29 protein-coding genes are annotated in these 20,150 nt (G+C 55.5%); all 29 read right to left on the bottom strand.

What is annotated here, in order from left to right:
* Window positions 1-29: 29 nt before the first annotated feature.
* Window positions 30-386, bottom strand: a complete 357-nt coding sequence (rpsM, locus tag AC3IX4_RS02550; RefSeq protein ID WP_065759198.1) for a 30S ribosomal protein S13 — start codon at window positions 384-386, stop codon at window positions 30-32.
* A 131-nt stretch (window positions 387-517) separates the two neighbouring features.
* Window positions 518-634, bottom strand: coding sequence for a 50S ribosomal protein L36 (gene rpmJ / locus AC3IX4_RS02545; protein WP_002555468.1), 117 nt, complete (start codon window positions 632-634; stop codon window positions 518-520).
* A gap of 28 nt (window positions 635-662) precedes the next feature.
* Window positions 663-1,994 (bottom strand): preprotein translocase subunit SecY, encoded by a 1,332-nt coding sequence (gene secY / locus AC3IX4_RS02540; protein WP_489259091.1) that lies wholly within the window; start codon window positions 1,992-1,994, stop codon window positions 663-665.
* Window positions 1,995-2,429: a 50S ribosomal protein L15 gene (gene rplO / locus AC3IX4_RS02535; protein ID WP_007924183.1), complete on the bottom strand. Its 435-nt coding sequence runs from the start codon at window positions 2,427-2,429 to the stop codon at window positions 1,995-1,997.
* Window positions 2,430-2,432: 3 nt separating this feature from the next.
* Window positions 2,433-2,609, bottom strand: coding sequence for a 50S ribosomal protein L30 (rpmD, locus tag AC3IX4_RS02530; protein ID WP_010220317.1), 177 nt, complete (start codon window positions 2,607-2,609; stop codon window positions 2,433-2,435).
* 2 nt (window positions 2,610-2,611) lie between these two features.
* A complete protein-coding gene (gene rpsE / locus AC3IX4_RS02525; protein WP_166569632.1) occupies window positions 2,612-3,112 on the bottom strand; it encodes a 30S ribosomal protein S5 in 501 nt (166 codons plus the stop codon).
* A 3-nt stretch (window positions 3,113-3,115) separates the two neighbouring features.
* Window positions 3,116-3,466 (bottom strand): 50S ribosomal protein L18, encoded by a 351-nt coding sequence (gene rplR, locus AC3IX4_RS02520; protein ID WP_166569633.1) that lies wholly within the window; start codon window positions 3,464-3,466, stop codon window positions 3,116-3,118.
* A 10-nt stretch (window positions 3,467-3,476) separates the two neighbouring features.
* Window positions 3,477-4,010 carry a 50S ribosomal protein L6 gene (gene rplF / locus AC3IX4_RS02515; protein ID WP_043861928.1) on the bottom strand — a complete coding sequence of 178 codons (534 nt, stop codon included), beginning with the start codon at window positions 4,008-4,010 and terminating at the stop codon, window positions 3,477-3,479.
* Between the two features lie 12 nt (window positions 4,011-4,022).
* On the bottom strand, window positions 4,023-4,415 hold the full coding sequence (rpsH, locus tag AC3IX4_RS02510; RefSeq protein WP_489259090.1) for a 30S ribosomal protein S8: 393 nt from the start codon (window positions 4,413-4,415) through the stop codon (window positions 4,023-4,025).
* Between the two features lie 209 nt (window positions 4,416-4,624).
* The gene (gene rpsN, locus AC3IX4_RS02505; protein ID WP_166363239.1) at window positions 4,625-4,930 is read right to left on the bottom strand and encodes a 30S ribosomal protein S14; all 306 of its coding nucleotides are present in this window, start codon (window positions 4,928-4,930) and stop codon (window positions 4,625-4,627) included.
* A 13-nt stretch (window positions 4,931-4,943) separates the two neighbouring features.
* Window positions 4,944-5,483 carry a 50S ribosomal protein L5 gene (gene rplE / locus AC3IX4_RS02500; protein ID WP_489259089.1) on the bottom strand — a complete coding sequence of 180 codons (540 nt, stop codon included), beginning with the start codon at window positions 5,481-5,483 and terminating at the stop codon, window positions 4,944-4,946.
* 20 nt (window positions 5,484-5,503) lie between these two features.
* Entirely contained in the window at window positions 5,504-5,818 is a 315-nt protein-coding gene (gene rplX / locus AC3IX4_RS02495) for a 50S ribosomal protein L24 (RefSeq protein WP_008374158.1), read from the bottom strand.
* Between the two features lie 11 nt (window positions 5,819-5,829).
* On the bottom strand, window positions 5,830-6,198 hold the full coding sequence (gene rplN, locus AC3IX4_RS02490; RefSeq protein ID WP_002555479.1) for a 50S ribosomal protein L14: 369 nt from the start codon (window positions 6,196-6,198) through the stop codon (window positions 5,830-5,832).
* Window positions 6,199-6,221: 23 nt separating this feature from the next.
* A complete protein-coding gene (rpsQ, locus tag AC3IX4_RS02485; RefSeq protein ID WP_489259088.1) occupies window positions 6,222-6,488 on the bottom strand; it encodes a 30S ribosomal protein S17 in 267 nt (88 codons plus the stop codon).
* A 2-nt stretch (window positions 6,489-6,490) separates the two neighbouring features.
* Complete coding sequence (gene rpmC / locus AC3IX4_RS02480) at window positions 6,491-6,682, bottom strand: 50S ribosomal protein L29 (RefSeq protein ID WP_002555481.1); 192 nt, start codon at window positions 6,680-6,682, stop codon at window positions 6,491-6,493.
* Window positions 6,682-7,095: a 50S ribosomal protein L16 gene (gene rplP / locus AC3IX4_RS02475; protein WP_003255479.1), complete on the bottom strand. Its 414-nt coding sequence runs from the start codon at window positions 7,093-7,095 to the stop codon at window positions 6,682-6,684. The genes rpmC and rplP overlap by 1 nt, the downstream gene beginning before the upstream one ends.
* A 12-nt stretch (window positions 7,096-7,107) precedes the next feature.
* The gene (gene rpsC, locus AC3IX4_RS02470) at window positions 7,108-7,794 is read right to left on the bottom strand and encodes a 30S ribosomal protein S3 (protein ID WP_010220308.1); all 687 of its coding nucleotides are present in this window, start codon (window positions 7,792-7,794) and stop codon (window positions 7,108-7,110) included.
* 13 nt (window positions 7,795-7,807) lie between these two features.
* On the bottom strand, window positions 7,808-8,140 hold the full coding sequence (gene rplV / locus AC3IX4_RS02465) for a 50S ribosomal protein L22 (protein ID WP_003103908.1): 333 nt from the start codon (window positions 8,138-8,140) through the stop codon (window positions 7,808-7,810).
* Between the two features lie 11 nt (window positions 8,141-8,151).
* Window positions 8,152-8,427, bottom strand: a complete 276-nt coding sequence (gene rpsS / locus AC3IX4_RS02460) for a 30S ribosomal protein S19 (RefSeq protein WP_002555486.1) — start codon at window positions 8,425-8,427, stop codon at window positions 8,152-8,154.
* Window positions 8,428-8,443: 16 nt separating this feature from the next.
* Window positions 8,444-9,268: a 50S ribosomal protein L2 gene (rplB, locus tag AC3IX4_RS02455; RefSeq protein WP_489259087.1), complete on the bottom strand. Its 825-nt coding sequence runs from the start codon at window positions 9,266-9,268 to the stop codon at window positions 8,444-8,446.
* A gap of 14 nt (window positions 9,269-9,282) precedes the next feature.
* Window positions 9,283-9,582, bottom strand: coding sequence for a 50S ribosomal protein L23 (rplW, locus tag AC3IX4_RS02450; RefSeq protein WP_002555488.1), 300 nt, complete (start codon window positions 9,580-9,582; stop codon window positions 9,283-9,285).
* Window positions 9,579-10,181, bottom strand: coding sequence for a 50S ribosomal protein L4 (gene rplD, locus AC3IX4_RS02445; RefSeq protein ID WP_003186057.1), 603 nt, complete (start codon window positions 10,179-10,181; stop codon window positions 9,579-9,581). The genes rplW and rplD overlap by 4 nt, the downstream gene beginning before the upstream one ends.
* Before the next feature lie 12 nt (window positions 10,182-10,193).
* The gene (gene rplC, locus AC3IX4_RS02440; RefSeq protein WP_489259086.1) at window positions 10,194-10,829 is read right to left on the bottom strand and encodes a 50S ribosomal protein L3; all 636 of its coding nucleotides are present in this window, start codon (window positions 10,827-10,829) and stop codon (window positions 10,194-10,196) included.
* An 81-nt stretch (window positions 10,830-10,910) separates the two neighbouring features.
* On the bottom strand, window positions 10,911-11,222 hold the full coding sequence (gene rpsJ / locus AC3IX4_RS02435; RefSeq protein WP_003186070.1) for a 30S ribosomal protein S10: 312 nt from the start codon (window positions 11,220-11,222) through the stop codon (window positions 10,911-10,913).
* 158 nt (window positions 11,223-11,380) lie between these two features.
* Complete coding sequence (tuf, locus tag AC3IX4_RS02430) at window positions 11,381-12,574, bottom strand: elongation factor Tu (protein WP_489259085.1); 1,194 nt, start codon at window positions 12,572-12,574, stop codon at window positions 11,381-11,383.
* A gap of 30 nt (window positions 12,575-12,604) precedes the next feature.
* A complete protein-coding gene (gene fusA / locus AC3IX4_RS02425) occupies window positions 12,605-14,749 on the bottom strand; it encodes an elongation factor G (protein ID WP_489259084.1) in 2,145 nt (714 codons plus the stop codon).
* Window positions 14,750-14,779: 30 nt separating this feature from the next.
* Window positions 14,780-15,250, bottom strand: a complete 471-nt coding sequence (rpsG, locus tag AC3IX4_RS02420; protein ID WP_008089143.1) for a 30S ribosomal protein S7 — start codon at window positions 15,248-15,250, stop codon at window positions 14,780-14,782.
* Between the two features lie 118 nt (window positions 15,251-15,368).
* Window positions 15,369-15,740, bottom strand: a complete 372-nt coding sequence (gene rpsL / locus AC3IX4_RS02415; protein ID WP_003186084.1) for a 30S ribosomal protein S12 — start codon at window positions 15,738-15,740, stop codon at window positions 15,369-15,371.
* A gap of 204 nt (window positions 15,741-15,944) precedes the next feature.
* Window positions 15,945-20,144, bottom strand: coding sequence for a DNA-directed RNA polymerase subunit beta' (gene rpoC, locus AC3IX4_RS02410; protein ID WP_489259083.1), 4,200 nt, complete (start codon window positions 20,142-20,144; stop codon window positions 15,945-15,947).
* Window positions 20,145-20,150 lie beyond the last annotated feature (6 nt).

The following is a 20,150-nucleotide window of genomic DNA, read 5'->3' as shown; positions in this document are numbered from 1 at the left end:
TCTATATTCCTGTCGATTCGCTGGTGCGATTACTTGCGGATCGGCTTACGCGGACCTTTACGGGTACGCGCGTTGGTCTTGGTACGCTGACCGCGTACTGGCAGACCCCGACGATGACGCAGGCCGCGGTAGCAACCCAGGTCCATCAACCGCTTGATTTTCATGTTGATGTCGCGACGCAGATCACCTTCAGTGGTGAACTTCGCAACTTCGCTACGCAGCTGTTCAATCTGCTCGTCGCTCAGATCTTTGATCTTTGCGGCTGGGTTGACCCCAGTTTCTGCACAAATTTTCTGTGCAGTGGTGCGACCAACACCGTAGATGTAGGTCAGCGAGATAACAGTGTGCTTGTTATCTGGAATGTTAACGCCTGCAATACGGGCCATTCAGTGGGACTCCAATTGACAGCTACCTACGCCCCGGAAGCCAAGAAATAGGGCGCGAGATAATATCGCTGTAATAACAAATAATCAACCCAGCAGCGCACTAGCTGCTGGGCTTGAAGCGCAGATCACAATCAGCCTTGGCGCTGCTTATGACGTGGTTCCGCGCTGCAAATTACTCGAACGACACCTTCGCGGCGAATAATTTTGCAGTTGCGGCACAGCTTTTTCACCGATGCACGAACTTTCATCACCAACTCCTCGAACCTTAAGGGTCTCTCAGCGCAGCAAACCGCTGCCACCGTAGCCTTTCAGGTTGGCTTTCTTCATCAGGGATTCGTACTGGTGCGAAACGAGGTGCGATTGTACTTGGGACATGAAGTCCATCACAACCACTACCACAATCAGCAACGAGGTCCCGCCAAGGTAGAACGGAACGTTTGCTGCAACCACCAGGAACTGGGGCAGCAGGCACACGGCCGTCATATAAAGAGCACCGAACATGGTCAAGCGGGTCAGAACGCCATCAATGTAGCGCGCCGACTGCTCACCTGGACGGATGCCCGGAATAAAGGCACCGGACTTCTTCAGGTTTTCCGCTACGTCTTTCGGATTGAACATCAACGCCGTATAGAAGAAGCAGAAGAAAATAATCCCTGCACTAAACAGCAGAATATTCAACGGCTGACCAGGAGCGATCGACTGCGAGATGTCCTGCAACCAGCCCATACCTTCAGACTGACCGAACCAGGCACCCAACGAAGCCGGGAACAGCAAAATGCTGCTCGCGAAAATAGCAGGAATTACACCGGCCATATTCACTTTCAGCGGCAGGTGGCTCGTCTGCGCAGCGAAGACCTTACGACCCTGCTGACGCTTGGCATAGTGAACGGCGATACGACGCTGACCACGCTCGATGAACACCACAAAACCGATAATCGCTACTGCCAGCAAACCGATAGCGACCAAGGCGAAGATATTGATATCGCCCTGACGTGCAGACTCGAAAGACTGCCCAATCGCACTCGGAAGACCGGCGACGATACCTGCGAAGATCAACATCGAGATACCGTTGCCTACACCGCGCTCTGTGATCTGCTCACCCAGCCACATCATGAACATCGCGCCAGCCACAAAAGTGGAAACCGCAACGAAATGGAAGCCAAAATCAGCAGAAAAAGCAACGCCCTGACCGGCCAAGCCAATGGACATGCCAATAGCTTGAACCAGGGCCAGGACGACGGTGCCGTAGCGGGTGTACTGGCTAATCTTGCGACGGCCAGCTTCACCTTCCTTCTTCAACTGCTCCAGATGCGGGCTGACAGCGGTCATAAGCTGCATGATGATCGATGCCGAAATGTACGGCATGATCCCCAGTGCAAAAATACTCATCCGCTCCAGCGCGCCGCCGGAAAACATGTTGAACAAGCTAAGAATGGTCCCCTCATTCTGCCGAAACAGGTCCGCGAGCCGATCCGGGTTGATACCTGGAACTGGGATATGCGCACCGATCCGATAGACGATAATCGCCAGGAACAGGAAACGCAGACGAGCCCAGAGTTCGGACATCCCGCCCTTGCCTAGCGCTGAGAGAGCACCTTGCTTAGCCATTTATTCCTCGAACTTGCCGCCAGCTGCTTCGATAGCCGCACGCGCACCTTTGGTGGCTGCGATACCCTTGATGGTGACCGCGCGAGTAACCTCACCGGACAGCATGATTTTCACGCGCTGTACGTTTTGGTTGATCACGTTGGCATCCTTCAAGGATTGCACGGTGACGATGTCGCCTTCCACTTTAGCCAGTTCGGACAGACGCACTTCTGCGCGATCCATGGCTTTCAGCGAAACGAAGCCGAATTTCGGCAGACGACGATGCAGCGGCTGTTGACCGCCTTCAAAGCCTGGAGCGATGGTGCCACCGGAGCGGGAAGTCTGACCTTTGTGACCACGGCCACCAGTCTTACCCAAACCACTACCGATACCACGGCCCGGACGATGCTTTTCGCGACGGGAACCCGGCGCTGGACTCAGATCATTGAGTTTCATCGATTAACCCTCGACGCGCAGCATGTAGTAAGCCTTGTTGATCATCCCGCGATTCTCGGGAGTATCCAGGACTTCTACAGTGTGACCGATGCGGCGCAGACCCAGACCCTTAACGCACAATTTGTGGTTAGGGAGACGGCCGGCGGTGCTTTTGATCAGCGTTACTTTAACGGTAGCCATGATCAACGGATCTCCTCAACGCTCTTGCCGCGCTTAGCAGCAATGGACGACGGGGATTGCATGGTTTTCAGACCCTTGAAAGTGGCGTGTACCACGTTCACTGGGTTGGTCGAACCGTAGCATTTAGCCAGTACGTTCTGAACACCAGCAACTTCCAGCACTGCGCGCATTGCGCCGCCAGCGATGATACCGGTACCTTCAGAAGCAGGCTGCATGTAAACCTTGGAAGCGCCGTGGGCGGATTTCAGGGCGTACTGCAGGGTGGTACCGTTAAGGTCCACTTGAATCATGTTGCGACGAGCAGCTTCCATGGCTTTTTGAATCGCAGCAGGTACTTCGCGCGACTTGCCACGGCCGAAGCCAACACGACCTTTACCATCACCCACCACGGTCAACGCGGTGAAAGTGAAGATACGGCCGCCTTTAACGGTTTTAGCTACGCGGTTAACTTGAACCAGCTTCTCGATGTAGCCTTCGTCGCGCTTTTGGTCGTTATTTGACATAACTTAGAACTCCAGCCCAGCTTCACGAGCAGCATCAGCCAGCGCTTTAACGCGGCCGTGGTACTTGAAGCCAGAGCGGTCGAAAGCCACCTGCGAGACGCCAGCGGCTTTCGCACGCGTAGCGACCAGCTGGCCAACCTTAGTGGCCGCGTCGATGTTGCCAGTGGCACCATCACGCAGTTCTTTGTCCAAAGTCGAGGCGCTTGCCAGGACTTTGCTGCCGTCGGCCGAAATGACCTGGGCATAGATGTGCTGCGAGGAGCGGAACACGCAGAGACGCACGGCTTCGAGCTCGTGCATTTTCAGGCGTGCTTTGCGAGCGCGACGCAGTCGAGTAACTTTTTTGTCGGTCATTTGCTATGCCCTACTTCTTCTTGGCTTCTTTACGACGGACGACTTCGTCCGCGTAACGCACACCCTTACCTTTGTAAGGCTCTGGTGGACGGAAATCGCGGATTTCAGCGGCCACTTGACCCACCAGCTGCTTGTCGATGCCCTTGATCAGGATATCGGTCTGGCTAGGAGTCTCAGCGGTGATGCCTTCCGGCAGTTCGTAGTCCACTGGGTGCGAGAAGCCGAGAGCCAGGTTCAGCACTGTGCCTTTTGCTTGTGCCTTGTAACCAACACCGACCAGCTGGAGCTTGCGCTCGAAGCCTTGGCTTACGCCTTGGACCATGTTGTTTACCAACGCACGAGTGGTACCGGCCATTGCACGAGTCTGTTGATCGCCATTGCGAGCAGCAAAACGCAGCTCACCAGCTTCTTCAACGACTTCAACGGACGAGTGAACATTCAGTTCGAGAGTGCCCTTGGCACCCTTCACCGAAAGCTGTTGGCCGACGAATTTTACTTCGACACCAGCCGGCAGCTTAACGGGGTTCTTAGCGACGCGAGACATGCTTATCCCCCCTTAGAACACTGTGCAAAGAACTTCGCCGCCGACACCGGCAGCGCGCGCAGCACGATCCGTCATCACACCTTTGTTGGTGGAGACGATAGACACACCGAGACCGCCACGAACTTTTGGCAGATCATCGACGGACTTGTACTGACGCAGGCCTGGACGACTTACGCGTTTGACTTCTTCGATAACCGGACGGCCTTCGAAGTACTTCAGCTCGATGGAAAGGGAAGGCTTGGCCTCACCGCTTACCTGATAACCCGCGATGTAGCCTTCGTCCTTGAGGACCTTGGCTACAGCCACCTTCAGCGTGGAAGACGGCATGCTTACGACGGACTTTTCAGCCATCTGGGCATTACGGATTCGAGTTAGCATGTCCGCTAACGGGTCCTGCATACTCATGGGCTAGACGCTCCTGATACAAAAAAAATGAGCCTTGCGGCTACTACGTCGCCGAGACAATTCCGGGCAAAATACCCGGGCTCAGGCGAGCCGGTCATTCTAGACACACCCCATAAATGAATCAAGCCCCATAAGGGGCTCGATTCATAGACAAGGACACCGGTGGTCGGTTGATTACTCCCCCGCCACCGAGACCTGGGCTGTATTGCTTACCAGCTGGCTTTAACCAGACCTGGTACGTCACCACGCATTGCAGCTTCACGCAGCTTGTTACGGCCGAGGCCGAACTTGCGGTATACGCCGTGCGGACGACCAGTGATGCGGCAGCGGTTACGCATGCGCGAAGCGCTTGCGTCACGTGGCTGCTTCTGCAGAGCTACGGAAGCTTCCCAACGTGCTTCTGGACTTGCGTTCAGATCAACGATGATAGCTTTCAGCTCAGCACGCTTCTTGGCGTACTTGGCAACGGTGAGCTGACGCTTCAGCTCACGGTTTTTCATGCTCTTCTTGGCCATTTTCCTACTCCAATCAGTTGCGGAACGGGAATTTGAAAGCGCGCAGCAGTGCGCGACCTTCTTCATCCGTCCGTGCAGTGGTGGTCAGGGTAATGTCCAGACCGCGGAGAGCATCGATCTTGTCGTAATCAATTTCCGGGAAAATGATCTGCTCTTTCACGCCCATGCTGTAGTTGCCACGACCGTCGAAGGACTTGGCATTCAGGCCGCGGAAGTCGCGAACCCGAGGCAGGGAGATCGCCAGCAGGCGGTCCAGGAACTCGTACATACGATCGCGGCGCAGAGTAACTTTAACGCCGATCGGCCAGCCCTCACGGACTTTGAAGCCCGCGATGGATTTCCGTGCGAAAGTCACAACGGCTTTTTGACCGGTGATCTTTTCAATGTCAGCAACAGCGTGCTCGATGACTTTTTTGTCGCCGATCGCTTCGCCCAGACCCATGTTCAGGGTGATTTTGGTAACGCGCGGAACTTCCATCACGTTGGCCAGCTTAAGTTCTTCCTTAAGCTTGGGCGCAATTTCCTTCCGATAAATCTCTTTCAGTCGTGCCATGGTCTTCTACCTAGCAGTGTTCAAGCATCAACCGCTTTTTGGGTCGACTTGAAGACACGAATTTTCTTGCCTTCTTCTACTTTGAAACCAACGCGGTCAGCCTTGTTGGTTTCGCCGTTGAAAATGGCGACGTTGGAAGCGTGCAGTGGCGCTTCTTTCTCGACGATACCGCCCTGTACGCCCGACATAGGGTTAGGCTTGGTATGGCGCTTGACCAGGTTGATCCCACCAACGACCAGACGGTCGTCAGCGAGCACCTTCAGCACCTTACCGCGCTTACCTTTGTCTTTGCCGGCGATCACGATGATCTCGTCGTCACGACGAATCTTTTGCATGTCGGATCTCCTTACAGCACTTCTGGGGCAAGCGAGACGATCTTCATGAACTTCTCAGTACGAAGTTCACGAGTCACTGGCCCAAAGATACGGGTGCCGATCGGCTCTTGCTTGTTGTTCAAAAGAACAGCAGCGTTGCCATCAAAGCGGATAATGGAGCCGTCAGCGCGACGGACACCGTGGCGAGTGCGGACTACAACAGCAGTCATCACTTGACCTTTCTTCACCTTACCGCGAGGAATTGCTTCCTTGACGGTAACCTTGATGATGTCACCGATGCCGGCGTAACGACGGTGAGAACCGCCGAGCACCTTGATGCACATGACGCGACGAGCGCCGCTGTTATCGGCCACATCGAGCATGGATTGAGTCTGAATCATAAAATTTCTCCGACCCCTAGCCCTTAGACTTCAACAGCGCGTTCGAGAACTTCAACCAGTGCCCAGGACTTGGTCTTGGCCAGCGGACGGGTCTCGCAGATGGAGACCTTGTCGCCGATGCGGCACTGATTGGTTTCGTCGTGCGCGTGCAGCTTAGTCGAACGCTTAACGTATTTACCGTAGATCGGGTGCTTTACGCGACGCTCGATCAGTACGGTGATGGTCTTGTCCATCTTGTCGCTGACAACACGGCCAGTCAGCGTACGGACGGTTTTTTCGGCTTCAGCCATGATTACTTACCTGCCTGCTGATTGAGCACAGTTTTCACGCGAGCGATGTCACGCTTCACTTGCGAGAGCAGGTGAGACTGCCCCAACTGGCCAGTTGCCTTCTGCATGCGCAGATTGAACTGGTCGCGCAGCAAGCCGAGCAGTTGCTCGTTCAGTTGCTGTGCTGATTTCTCACGAAGTTCATTCGCTTTCATCACATCACCGTCCGCTTAACAAAGGAGGTGGCGAGAGGCAACTTTGCAGCTGCCAAGGCGAAAGCCTCACGCGCCAGCTCTTCAGAAACACCCTCGATCTCGTACAGGACTTTGCCTGGCTGGATCTGGGCAACCCAGTACTCAACGGAACCTTTACCTTTACCCATCCGCACTTCGAGAGGCTTCTTGGAAATCGGCTTGTCCGGGAATACACGGATCCAGATTTTACCGCCACGCTTTACGTGACGGGTCAGAGCACGACGCGCCGACTCAATCTGACGGGCGGTGAGACGACCGCGGGCAACAGCTTTCAAGGCGAATTCGCCGAAGCTGACTTTGCTACCGCGCAGTGCCAGACCACGGTTGTGGCCAGTCATCTGCTTGCGGAACTTCGTACGCTTTGGTTGCAACATTTGGCGTACCCCTTACTTAGCAGCTTTTTTACGAGGCGCTGGTGCTTGTGGTTTCAGTTCTTCTTGGCGACCACCAATAACTTCGCCTTTGAAGATCCAAACCTTCACACCGATCACACCGTAAGTGGTGTGAGCTTCGTAGGTGGCATAGTCGATATCGGCACGCAGGGTGTGCAGTGGCACACGACCTTCGCGATACCATTCAGTACGTGCAATTTCAGCACCGCCGAGACGACCGCTCACTTGGATTTTGATGCCTTTGGCACCAATGCGCATGGCGTTCTGTACTGCGCGCTTCATAGCGCGACGGAACATTACACGACGCTCCAGCTGCTGAGCTACGCTCTGGGCAACCAGCATACCGTCGAGTTCCGGCTTGCGGATCTCTTCGATATTGATGTGCACAGGCACACCCATTTGCTTGGTCAGGTCCTGACGCAGTTTCTCAACATCCTCACCTTTCTTCCCGATAACGATACCTGGACGAGCGGTGTGGATGGTGATGCGTGCAGTTTGAGCCGGACGATGGATATCGATACGGCTAACGGACGCGCTTTTTAGTTTGTCTTGGAGGTACTCACGCACATTCAGATCTGCGAGCAAATAGTCCGCATAAGTCCGACCGTCTGCGTACCAGACGGAGGTGTGCTCCTTGACGATTCCCAGGCGAATGCCAGTGGGATGTACTTTCTGACCCATCTGATCGACTCCGTTACTTGTCCGCAACCTTGACAGTGATATGGCAAGACCGCTTGACGATGCGATCAGCGCGGCCTTTGGCACGCGGCATGATACGCTTCAGCGAACGCCCTTCGTTGACGAAAACGGTGGAGACCTTCAGGTCATCAACGTCTGCGCCTTCGTTATGCTCGGCGTTGGCTACGGCCGACTCGAGGACTTTCTTCATGATTTCAGCGGCTTTCTTGCTGCTGAAGGCCAACAGGTTGAGCGCTTCGCCCACCTTCTTCCCGCGGATCTGGTCGGCGACCAAGCGGGCTTTCTGGGCGGATATGCGAGCGCCCGACAACTTAGCGGCTACTTCCATTTCCTTACCCCTTAACGCTTGGCTTTCTTGTCTGCCACGTGCCCGCGGTAGGTGCGGGTACCGGCAAACTCGCCCAGTTTATGGCCGACCATGTCTTCGTTCACGAGAACTGGGACGTGTTGGCGACCGTTATGTACCGCGATGGTCAGACCGACCATTTGTGGCAGGATCATGGAACGACGCGACCAGGTCTTAACTGGTTTGCGATCGTTCTTCTCCGCCGCCACTTCGATCTTCTTCAGTAGGTGAAGATCAATAAAAGGACCTTTTTTCAGAGAACGTGGCACTGTCGTATCCCTCTATTTACTTGCGACGACGGACGATCATTTTGTCGGTACGCTTATTACCACGAGTCTTCGCGCCCTTAGTCGGGAAGCCCCATGGCGATACCGGATGACGACCACCGGAGGTACGACCTTCACCACCACCATGCGGGTGGTCAACCGGGTTCATGGCAACACCACGAACGGTTGGGCGAACGCCACGCCAGCGTTTGGCACCAGCTTTACCCAGCGAACGCAGGCTGTGCTCGGAGTTCGAGACTTCACCCAGGGTCGCACGGCATTCAGCCAGGACTTTACGCATTTCACCAGAGCGCAGACGCAGGGTCACGTAGACACCTTCGCGAGCGATCAGCTGAGCCGAAGCACCAGCGGAACGAGCGATTTGTGCACCTTTGCCCGGCTTCAGTTCGATACCGTGAACGGTGCTACCCACTGGGATGTTGCGCAGCTGCAGGGAGTTGCCTGGCTTGATTGGAGCCAAGGCGCCTGCGATCAGCTGGTCGCCAGCACTCACGCCTTTAGGGGCGATGATGTAGCGGCGCTCGCCGTCTGCGTAGCACAGCAGTGCGATGTGAGCAGTACGGTTTGGATCGTATTCGATACGCTCGACGGTGGCAGCGATGCCATCTTTGTCGTTGCGACGGAAGTCGACCATACGGTAATGCTGCTTATGACCACCACCCACGTGACGTGTAGTGATACGGCCATTGTTGTTACGACCACCAGTCTTCGATTTTTTCTCGAGCAGCGGTGCGTGAGGAGCGCCTTTGTGCAGCTCCTGGTTGACCACCTTGACCACAAAACGGCGGCCAGGGGAAGTCGGTTTGCATTTAACGATTGCCATGATGCACCCCTTCCTTACTCAGCACTGCTGCTGAAATCGAGATCTTGGCCTGGTTGAAGGGAGATAACTGCCTTCTTCCAGTCATTACGCTTGCCCAGACCGCGAGCAGTGCGCTTGCTCTTACCCAGAACGTTCAGGGTAGTGACGCGCTCTACTTTCACGCTGAACAGGCTTTCGACGGCCTTCTTGATTTCCAGCTTGGTTGCGTCAGTAGCAACCTTGAAAACGAACTGGCCTTTCTTGTCAGCCAGAACCGTGGCCTTCTCGGAAACGTGCGGGCCAAGTAGAACTTTAAATACGCGTTCCTGGTTCATCCCAGCAGCTCCTCGAATTTCTTCACGGCCGACACAGTGATCAACACTTTGTCGTATGCGATCAGACTAACTGGATCGGAACCCTGTACGTCACGGACATCAACGTGCGGCAGGTTACGAGCAGCCAGGTACAGATTCTGATCAACAGCGTCAGACACGATCAGAACGTCGGTCAGACCCATGCCATTCAGCTTGTTCAGCAAGTCTTTGGTTTTTGGCGCTTCAACAGCGAAGTCCTGAACCACGACCAGACGATCAGTACGTACCAGTTCAGCAAGGATGGAACGCATTGCTGCGCGGTACATCTTCTTGTTGAGCTTTTGCGAGTGATCTTGTGGACGAGCTGCGAAAGTGGTACCGCCGCCACGCCAGATTGGGCTACGGATAGTACCAGCACGAGCACGGCCAGTACCTTTCTGACGCCATGGGCGCTTACCGCCACCAGATACGTCGGAACGGGTCTTTTGCTGCTTGCTACCTTGACGGCCGCCGGCCATGTAGGCCACGACTGCTTGGTGAACCAGCGTCTCGTTGAACTCGCCGCCGAAAGTCAGTTCGGAAACTTCGATCGCTTGAGCGTCATTTACATTTAATTGCATTTCAGCTTCCCCTTAACCGCGAGCCTTGGCTGCCGGACGCACAACCAGATCGCCGCCAGTAGCACCAGGAACGGCACCCTTGACGAGCAGCAGATTGCGTTCAACGTCGACGCGCACAACTTCCAAGGACTGAACGGTCACGCGCTCTGCGCCCATATGACCGGACATTTTTTTGCCCTTGAATACACGACCAGGAGTCTGGCACTGGCCGATAGAGCCAGGGACGCGGTGGGAAACGGAGTTACCGTGGGTGTTGTCTTGACCGCGGAAGTTCCAACGCTTGATGGTACCGGCAAAGCCTTTACCCTTGGACTGACCGGTAACATCTACCAGTTGGCCTGCAGCGAAGAGTTCTGCATTGATCAAGTCGCCAGCCTGGTACTCGCCTTCTTCAAGGCGGAATTCCCAGACACCGCGACCAGCGGCAACGCTCGCTTTAGCGAAGTGGCCTGCTTGAGCAGCAGTCACACGCGAAGCACGACGCTCACCTACAGTGACTTGCACTGCACGATAGCCATCGGTTTCTTCAGTTTTGAACTGGGTGACGCGATTCGGCTCGATCTCAATGACCGTGACCGGAATGGAGACACCTTCTTCGGTGAAAATACGGGTCATACCGCATTTACGACCGACTACACCAATAGTCATGTTGTAAACCTCATGAGTGTACGGGGCTTTCACCCGCTATGGCCGCCCATTTCAGAGCGTTACACGACTAAGACCCAAGTCTTAGCCGAGGCTGATCTGCACTTCCACACCGGCCGCAAGATCAAGCTTCATAAGAGCATCAACGGTTTTATCCGTTGGCTGGACGATGTCCAGAACGCGCTTATGAGTACGGATCTCGTACTGGTCACGCGCGTCTTTGTTGACGTGCGGGGAGACCAGAACGGTGAACCGCTCTTTACGGGTAGGCAGTGGAATTGGACCACGCACTTGAGCACCAGTACGTTTCGCGGTTTCCACGATTTCCTGGGTGGATTGGTCGATCAGGCGATGGTCAAAAGCCTTCAACCTGATACGGATTTGCTGATTTTGCATTGGATTTCAGACTCCAGGCTGCTATTCCCACCGGACGCACTACGCCCGTTAAAAGGAGGCGTGATTCTATAGACGCCCCTATTGGGTGTCAACCCAATAAAAAAAGCCCCCGCTGAGCGGGGGCTTTCTCAAAGCATCGAAGCTAACTCAAAAAGAGTTTACTCGATGATTTTAGCTACAACGCCAGCACCAACGGTACGGCCGCCTTCACGGATAGCGAAGCGCAGACCGTCTTCCATTGCGATGGTTTTGATCAGGGTAACAGTCATTTGAATGTTATCGCCTGGCATTACCATTTCAACGCCTTCTGGCAGCTCGCAGTTACCGGTCACGTCAGTAGTACGGAAGTAGAACTGTGGACGGTAGCCTTTGAAGAACGGAGTGTGACGACCGCCTTCTTCCTTGCTCAGAACGTAGACTTCTGCTGTGAACTTGGTGTGCGGCTTAACCGAACCTGGCTTGACCAGAACCTGGCCACGCTCAACGTCGTCACGCTTGGTGCCACGCAGCAGAACGCCGCAGTTCTCGCCTGCACGACCTTCGTCGAGCAGCTTGCGGAACATTTCAACACCGGTGCAGGTGGTGACGGTAGTGTCACGCAGACCAACGATTTCCAGTGGATCCTGAACGCGAACGATACCGCGCTCGATACGACCAGTCACAACAGTACCGCGACCAGAGATCGAGAATACGTCTTCGATTGGCATCAGGAACGGCTTGTCGGTCAGACGAACTGGCTCTGGGATGTAGGTATCCAGAGTTTCAACCAGTTTACGAACGGCAGTGGTGCCCATTTCGTTTTCGTCGTTGCCTTCCAGCGCCATACGAGCCGAACCGATGATGATCGGAGTGTCGTCGCCTGGGAAGTCGTAGGTCGACAGCAGGTCGCGAACTTCCATCTCAACCAGTTCCAGCAGCTCAGCGTCGTCTACCAGGTCAGCCTTGTTCAGGAAGACCACGATGTACGGAACGCCAACCTGACGGGACAGCAGGATGTGCTCACGGGTTTGTGGCATCGGACCATCAGCGGCCGAGCAAACCAGGATAGCGCCGTCCATCTGCGCAGCACCGGTGATCATGTTCTTCACGTAGTCAGCGTGACCTGGGCAGTCAACGTGAGCGTAGTGACGAATGGTCGAGTTGTACTCAACGTGCGCGGTGTTGATGGTGATACCGCGAGCTTTCTCTTCTGGAGCGCTGTCGATCTTGTCGAAGTCAACACGAGCCGAACCGAAAATCTCGGAGCAAACGCGAGTCAGAGCAGCAGTCAGAGTGGTTTTACCATGGTCAACGTGACCGATGGTGCCAACGTTGACGTGCGGTAGGGAACGATCAAATTTTTCTTTAGCCACGACAGTGAACCTCTTGCCTAAAGGGCTGGATTAGCCTTGTTTTTTAAGGAGAGCTTCGACGATATTCGACGGAGCTTCGGCGTATTTGGAGAATTCCATGGAGTAGCTCGCGCGACCCTGAGACATGGAACGAACGTCGGTCGCATAACCGAACATTTCACCCAGCGGTACTTCGGCACGGACAACCTTGCCGGATACTGAGTCTTCCATACCCTGGATCAGACCACGACGACGGTTCAGGTCACCCATCACGTCACCCATGTAGTCCTCTGGGGTTACTACTTCAACCTTCATGATCGGCTCAAGCACAACACCACCGCCCTTCTGGGCCAGTTGCTTGGTCGCCATGGAGGCTGCCACTTTAAACGCCATCTCGTTGGAGTCGACGTCGTGGTAGGAACCATCAAACACGGTTGCCTTCAGGCCGATCAGCGGATAGCCGGCAACAATGCCGTTCTTCATCTGCTCTTCGATACCCTTCTGGATCGCCGGGATGTATTCCTTCGGAACCACACCACCCACAACCTCGTTGGTGAACACCAGGCCTTCAGTGATGTTGCCTTGGGCGTCCACGTCTGGCGTCGCGAAGCGGATCCAGCAATGACCGAACTGACCGCGACCACCGGACTGACGAACGAACTTACCTTCGATTTCGCAGTTTTTGGTGATTTTTTCGCGGTAGGAAACCTGCGGCTTACCGATGTTGGCCTCGACGTTGAACTCGCGCTTCATGCGGTCAACGAGGATGTCCAGGTGCAACTCACCCATACCAGAAATGATGGTCTGGCCAGTTTCTTCATCGGTCTTGACACGGAACGACGGGTCTTCTTGAGCCAGCTTGCCCAAAGCGATACCCATCTTTTCCTGGTCTTGCTTGGTCTTCGGCTCTACAGCTACCGAGATCACAGGCTCCGGGAAGTCCATACGCTCCAGGATGATCGGTTTGTCGGCGTCGCACAGGGTGTCACCAGTGGTGACGTCCTTCATGCCGATCAGAGCAGCGATATCACCCGCCAGCACTTCACTGATCTCTTTACGATCGTTGGCGTGCATCTGAACCATACGACCAACGCGCTCTTTCTTGCCCTTGACCGAGTTGATCACGGAGGTGCCGGACTTCAGCATACCCGAGTAAACACGGACGAAGGTCAGAGTACCCACGAACGGGTCGGTGGCAATCTTGAACGCCAGAGCCGAGAACGGCTCGCTGTCGTCTGCATGACGCTCGTCGTAATCCGACTCAACCAGCTCGTCCTTGGGCTTCTCGATCAGATCCGGGTGAATACCCTTGATCGCAGGGATCTCGGTCGGAGCTGGCAGGTAATCGATAACAGCATCGAGAACCAGAGGAACGCCCTTGTTCTTGAAGGAAGAACCGCAGACGGCCGGAACGATCTCGCTGGCCAGGGTGCGCGCGCGCAGACCGGCTTTGATCTCTTCGACGGTCAGCTCTTCGCCTTCCAGATACTTGTTCATCAGCTCTTCGCTGGACTCGGCAGCCGCTTCAACCATGTTGGCGCGCCACTCTTGAGCCAGCTCCAGCATATCGGCAGGAATTTCTTCCTCGCGATAGGTGGTGCCTTTGTCGTCGTCGTTCCAGTAGATAGCCTTCATCTTGATCAGATCAACCTGACCCTGGAAGTTCTCTTCCGAACCGATGGCCAACTGAACAGGAACCGGGGTGTGACCCAGACGGTTCTTGATCTGAGCGACAACACGCAGGAAGTTCGCACCTGCACGGTCCATCTTGTTCACGTAGACAACACGTGGAACGCCGTACTTGTTGGCTTGACGCCATACGGTTTCGGACTGCGGCTCAACACCGGAAGTACCGCAGAACACAACGACCGCACCGTCGAGTACGCGCAGCGAGCGCTCTACTTCAATGGTGAAGTCAACGTGGCCCGGGGTATCGATGACGTTGACGTGATAGTTGTCGTACTGACCGCGCGAGCCTTTCCAGAAGGTACTTACAGCAGCAGAGGTGATGGTAATACCACGCTCCTGCTCCTGAACCATCCAGTCGGTGGTCGCTGCGCCGTCATGCACTTCACCCAGCTTATGGCTGAGACCTGTGTAGAACAGGATCCGCTCAGTAGTGGTGGTCTTGCCCGCGTCAACGTGGGCACAGATACCAATGTTACGGTAGCGGTTAATCGGAGTAATACGAGCCATAAAGCCCTCGCAAATTGAGTGACGCTAAAATTAGAAGCGGTAGTGCGAGAAAGCCTTGTTGGCTTCAGCCATACGGTGCACGTCTTCACGCTTCTTGACTGCAGCACCCTTGCCTTCGGCAGCGTCCAACAGTTCGCCAGCCAGGCGCAGAGCCATAGACTTCTCGCCGCGCTTGCGGGCGTAGTCTACCAACCAGCGCATTGCCAGCGCGTTACGACGGGACGGACGAACTTCGACCGGAACCTGGTAAGTAGCACCGCCTACACGGCGCGACTTAACTTCGACCAGCGGAGCGATGGCGTCGAGAGCTTTCTCGAAGATCTCCAGGGGATCGCTGTTCTTGCGTTCTTTAACCTTGTCCAGCGCACCGTAAACGATACGCTCGGCAACGGCCTTTTTGCCGCTTTCCATCACGTGGTTCATGAACTTGGCGAGAATTTGGCTTCCGTATTTCGGATCGTCCAGAATCTCACGCTTGGCTGCTACACGACGTCTTGGCATTGATAAGCCCTCAAACGGTCTTCAGGTTAGCCCGGGACAGTGCTCTGGAAGAGCGTGCCCGACCTTACTCTTATCGACTCAATAAAATAAATAACTGCAAATTGCTGCAAACGGCCGATTACTTCGGACGCTTGGTACCGTACTTCGAACGACCCTGGTTCCGGCCTTTAACGCCCGAAGTATCCAGAGAGCCGCGAACGGTGTGGTAACGAACACCTGGCAAGTCTTTTACACGACCGCCGCGGATCAGTACCACGCTGTGCTCTTGCAGGTTGTGGCCTTCACCGCCGATGTACGAGGAAACCTCGAAACCGTTGGTCAGACGCACACGGCATACTTTACGCAGTGCCGAGTTAGGTTTTTTCGGCGTGGTGGTGTACACACGGGTGCACACGCCACGACGTTGCGGGCAGTTCTGCAGCGCAGGAACGTCGGATTTCTCGACGATACGCTTACGCGGCTGACGTACCAGCTGGTTGATAGTTGCCATCTACTAGCTCCACTGTTGTCTTGCGACGCTATTGTCTTACAAGAAAAGCAAAATGGCAGGACGAAGTCCCACCAAATTTAGGGGTACAAGAGTCTAAAGAGGATCTTGTCCCCAGTCAAGGCAAGGCCCCGACCCGCCCTCCCCGGTCATCAGCAACAAAATATGTCGACAATGACCGGCAGAAGACTCGCCAGGGCCCTACTCTCAGTTACCGCTGGAGTTCAACGCCTCAGTCAGTGCGGCTTCCACCTCACTGGCGCTGACACGCAACGGTTTGTCTGCTTCACGGCGACGCTTACGCTCGCTGTGGTATGCCAGACCAGTACCGGCCGGGATCAGACGACCCACGACCACGTTCTCTTTCAGGCCGCGCAAGTAGTCACGCTTGCCGGTAACCGCCGCCTCGGTCAGAACTCGAGTGGTCTCCTGGAAGGAGGCCGCCGAGATGAACGATTCGGTGGACAACGACGCCTTGGTGATACCCAGCAGGACGCGAGTGTACTTGGAAATGAACTTGTCGTCCGCGCTCAGGCGCTCGTTCTCGACCAGTACATGCGTCAGTTCCATCTGGTCGCCCTTGATGAAACTGGAATCGCCCGACTCGGCAATCTCGACCTTACGCAGCATCTGACGCAGGATGGTCTCGATGTGCTTGTCGTTGATTTTCACGCCTTGCAGACGGTAAACGTCCTGAATCTCGTTGACGATGTACTTGGCCAGCGCACTAACACCCAGCAAACGCAGAATGTCGTGTGGATCGCTTGGGCCGTCGGAGATAACTTCGCCGCGGTTTACCTGTTCGCCTTCGAAGACGTTCAGGTGACGCCACTTCGGAATCAGCTCTTCGTACGGATCGCTGCCATCGTTCGGGGTGATAACCAGACGGCGCTTGCCTTTGGTCTCTTTACCGAACGCGATGGTGCCGCTGACTTCTGCCAGAATCGAGGCTTCTTTCGGACGACGCGCTTCGAACAAGTCGGCAACGCGCGGCAGACCACCGGTGATGTCACGGGTTTTCGACGTTTCTTGCGGAATACGCGCAATAACATCACCCACGCCGATCTGGGCACCGTCAGCCACACCGACCAAGGCGTTGGCTGGCAGGAAGTACTGAGCCGGTACGTCGGTACCAGGCAGCAGCAGGTCCTTGCCATCGACACCGACCATCTTGATCGCCGGGCGAATTTCTTTGCCCGCAGCCGGACGATCTTTCGCATCCAGAACTTCGATGTTGGTCAAACCAGTCAATTCGTCAGTCTGACGCTTGATGGTGATGCCTTCTTCCATGCCCACGAAGGTCACGGTACCTTTCATCTCGGTGACGATTGGGTGAGTGTGCGGATCCCACTTGGCCACGATGGCACCAGCGTCGACCTTGTCGCCTTCCTTCACCGAAATCACTGCACCGTAAGGCAGCTTGTAACGCTCACGCTCACGACCGAAGTCGTCGGCGATCGCCAACTCACCCGAACGCGAAACCGCAACCAGGTTGCCGTCAGCACGAATCACTTGCTTGAGGTTATGCAGGCGAACAGTACCGCCATTTTTAACCTGGACGCTGTCTGCAGCCGAGGTCCGGCTTGCCGCACCACCGATGTGGAACGTACGCATCGTCAGCTGGGTACCCGGCTCACCGATCGACTGTGCAGCGATAACGCCGACAGCTTCACCGATGTTCACCTGGTGACCGCGAGCCAGGTCGCGACCGTAGCACTTGGCGCAGATGCCGAAACGAGTTTCGCAGCTGATCGGCGAACGCACGATCACTTCGTCGATGCTGTTCAGCTCGATGAACTCAACCCACTTCTCGTCTACCAGCGTACCGGCAGGAACGATGACTTCGTCGCTACCAGGCTTGAAGACGTCGCGAGCGATCACACGACCCAGTACGCGCTCACCCAGCGGCTCTACAACGTCGCCGCCTTCGATGTGCGGAGTCATCAGCAGACCGTGCTCAGTGCCACAGTCGACTTCAGTCACGACCAGATCCTGGGCCACGTCTACCAGACGACGAGTCAGGTAACCGGAGTTAGCGGTTTTCAACGCGGTATCCGCAAGACCCTTACGAGCACCGTGAGTCGAGATGAAGTACTGCAGTACGCTCAGACCTTCACGGAAGTTCGCGGTGATCGGCGTCTCGATGATCGAGCCGTCCGGCTTGGCCATCAGACCACGCATACCGGCCAACTGACGAATCTGAGCTGCCGAACCCCGGGCACCGGAGTCAGCCATCATGTACATGGAGTTGAAGGACTCCTGATCGACTTCGTCGCCATTGCGGTCGATGACTTTCTCTTTCGAGAGGTTGGCCATCATCGCCTTGGAAACTTCGTCGTTCGCCTTGGACCAAAGGTCGATTACTTTGTTGTACTTCTCGCCCTGGGTTACCAGGCCGGACGCGTACTGGCTTTCGATCTCTTTCACTTCATCGGTAGCAGCACCGATGATGCGAGCTTTCTCATCCGGGATAACGAAGTCGTTAACACCGATGGAAACGCCGGAAATGGTCGAATAGGCAAAACCGGTGTACATCAACTGGTCAGCGAAGATAACAGTCTCTTTCAAACCAACCACGCGGTAGCACTGGTTGATCAGCTTGGAGATAGCCTTTTTCTTCATTGGCTGGTTGACGACGTCGTACGACAGGCCAGGTGGAACAACCTGGAACAACAGCGCACGGCCGACGGTGGTGTCGACGATACGGGTGTTCTTGACGCTGCCACCGTCACGATCATTGACGGTTTCGTTGATACGAACCTTGATCTTGGCATGCAGCGCGGCTTCGCCGGCGCGGAATACGCGGTCAACTTCCTGCAAGTCCGCAAAAATACGACCTTCGCCTTTGGCGTTGATCGCTTCACGCGTCATGTAGTACAGACCCAATACAACGTCCTGCGACGGAACGATGATTGGCTCACCGTTGGCTGGCGACAGAATGTTGTTGGTCGACATCATCAGCGCACGCGCTTCCAGCTGGGCTTCCAGCGTCAGCGGCACGTGAACGGCCATTTGGTCACCGTCGAAGTCGGCGTTGTACGCGGCACAGACCAGAGGGTGCAGCTGAATAGCCTTACCTTCGATCAGTACGGGTTCAAACGCCTGGATACCCAGACGGTGAAGAGTCGGTGCACGGTTGAGCAGTACGGGGTGTTCGCGAATCACTTCAGCGAGAACGTCCCACACTTCCGGCAGCTCGCGCTCGACCATTTTCTTGGCGGCCTTGATGGTGGTCGCCAGACCACGCATTTCCAGCTTGCCGAAAATGAACGGTTTGAATAGCTCCAACGCCATTTTCTTCGGCAGGCCGCATTGGTGCAGACGCAGGGTCGGACCTACGGTAATTACCGAACGACCGGAGTAGTCAACACGCTTACCGAGCAAGTTCTGACGGAAACGACCCTGCTTACCCTTGATCATGTCAGCCAGGGATTTCAGAGGGCGCTTGTTGGAACCGGTGATTGCGCGACCACGACGACCGTTGTCGAGCAAGGCGTCGACCGCTTCCTGCAGCATGCGCTTTTCGTTGCGCACGATGATGTCCGGCGCGGACAGATCGAGCAGGCGCTTGAGGCGGTTGTTACGGTTGATGACCCGACGATACAGATCGTTGAGGTCGGAGGTCGCGAAGCGACCACCATCCAGCGGTACCAATGGACGCAGGTCTGGCGGCAGCACCGGCAGAACAGTCAGGACCATCCACTCAGGCAGGTTACCCGAGCCCTGGAAGGCTTCCATCAGCTTCAGACGCTTGGACAGCTTCTTGATCTTGGTTTCCGAGTTGGTCTGCGGAATCTCTTCGCGCAGGCGACCGATCTCGTGCTCCAGGTCGATAGCGTGCAGCAGCTCGCGAACAGCCTCAGCACCCATGCGGGCGTCGAAGTCGTCACCGAACTCTTCCAGCGCTTCGAAATACTGCTCGTCATTGAGCAGCTGGCCTTTTTCCAGAGTGGTCATGCCCGGATCGATAACGACGTAGCTCTCGAAGTAGAGAACGCGTTCGATATCACGCAGGGTCATGTCCATCAGCAGGCCGATACGCGACGGCAGCGATTTCAGGAACCAGATGTGTGCAACTGGAGAGGCCAGTTCGATGTGAGCCATGCGCTCACGGCGGACCTTGGCCAGGGCGACTTCAACGCCGCACTTCTCACAGATGACGCCACGATGCTTCAGGCGCTTGTACTTACCGCACAGGCACTCGTAGTCTTTGACTGGGCCAAAGATCTTGGCGCAGAACAGACCGTCACGCTCAGGCTTGAACGTACGGTAGTTGATGGTTTCCGGCTTTTTTACTTCACCGAACGACCACGAACGGATCATCTCAGGCGATGCCAATCCGATACGGATGGCGTCGAACTCTTCGACTTGACCCTGGTTTTTCAGCAAATTCAGTAGGTCTTTCAAGGCCTT

The organism is Pseudomonas sp. KH_021, from assembly GCF_057838865.1.
Note: the sequence above shows the minus strand (reverse complement) of the source record. Positions and strands in the feature narration are given on the sequence as shown.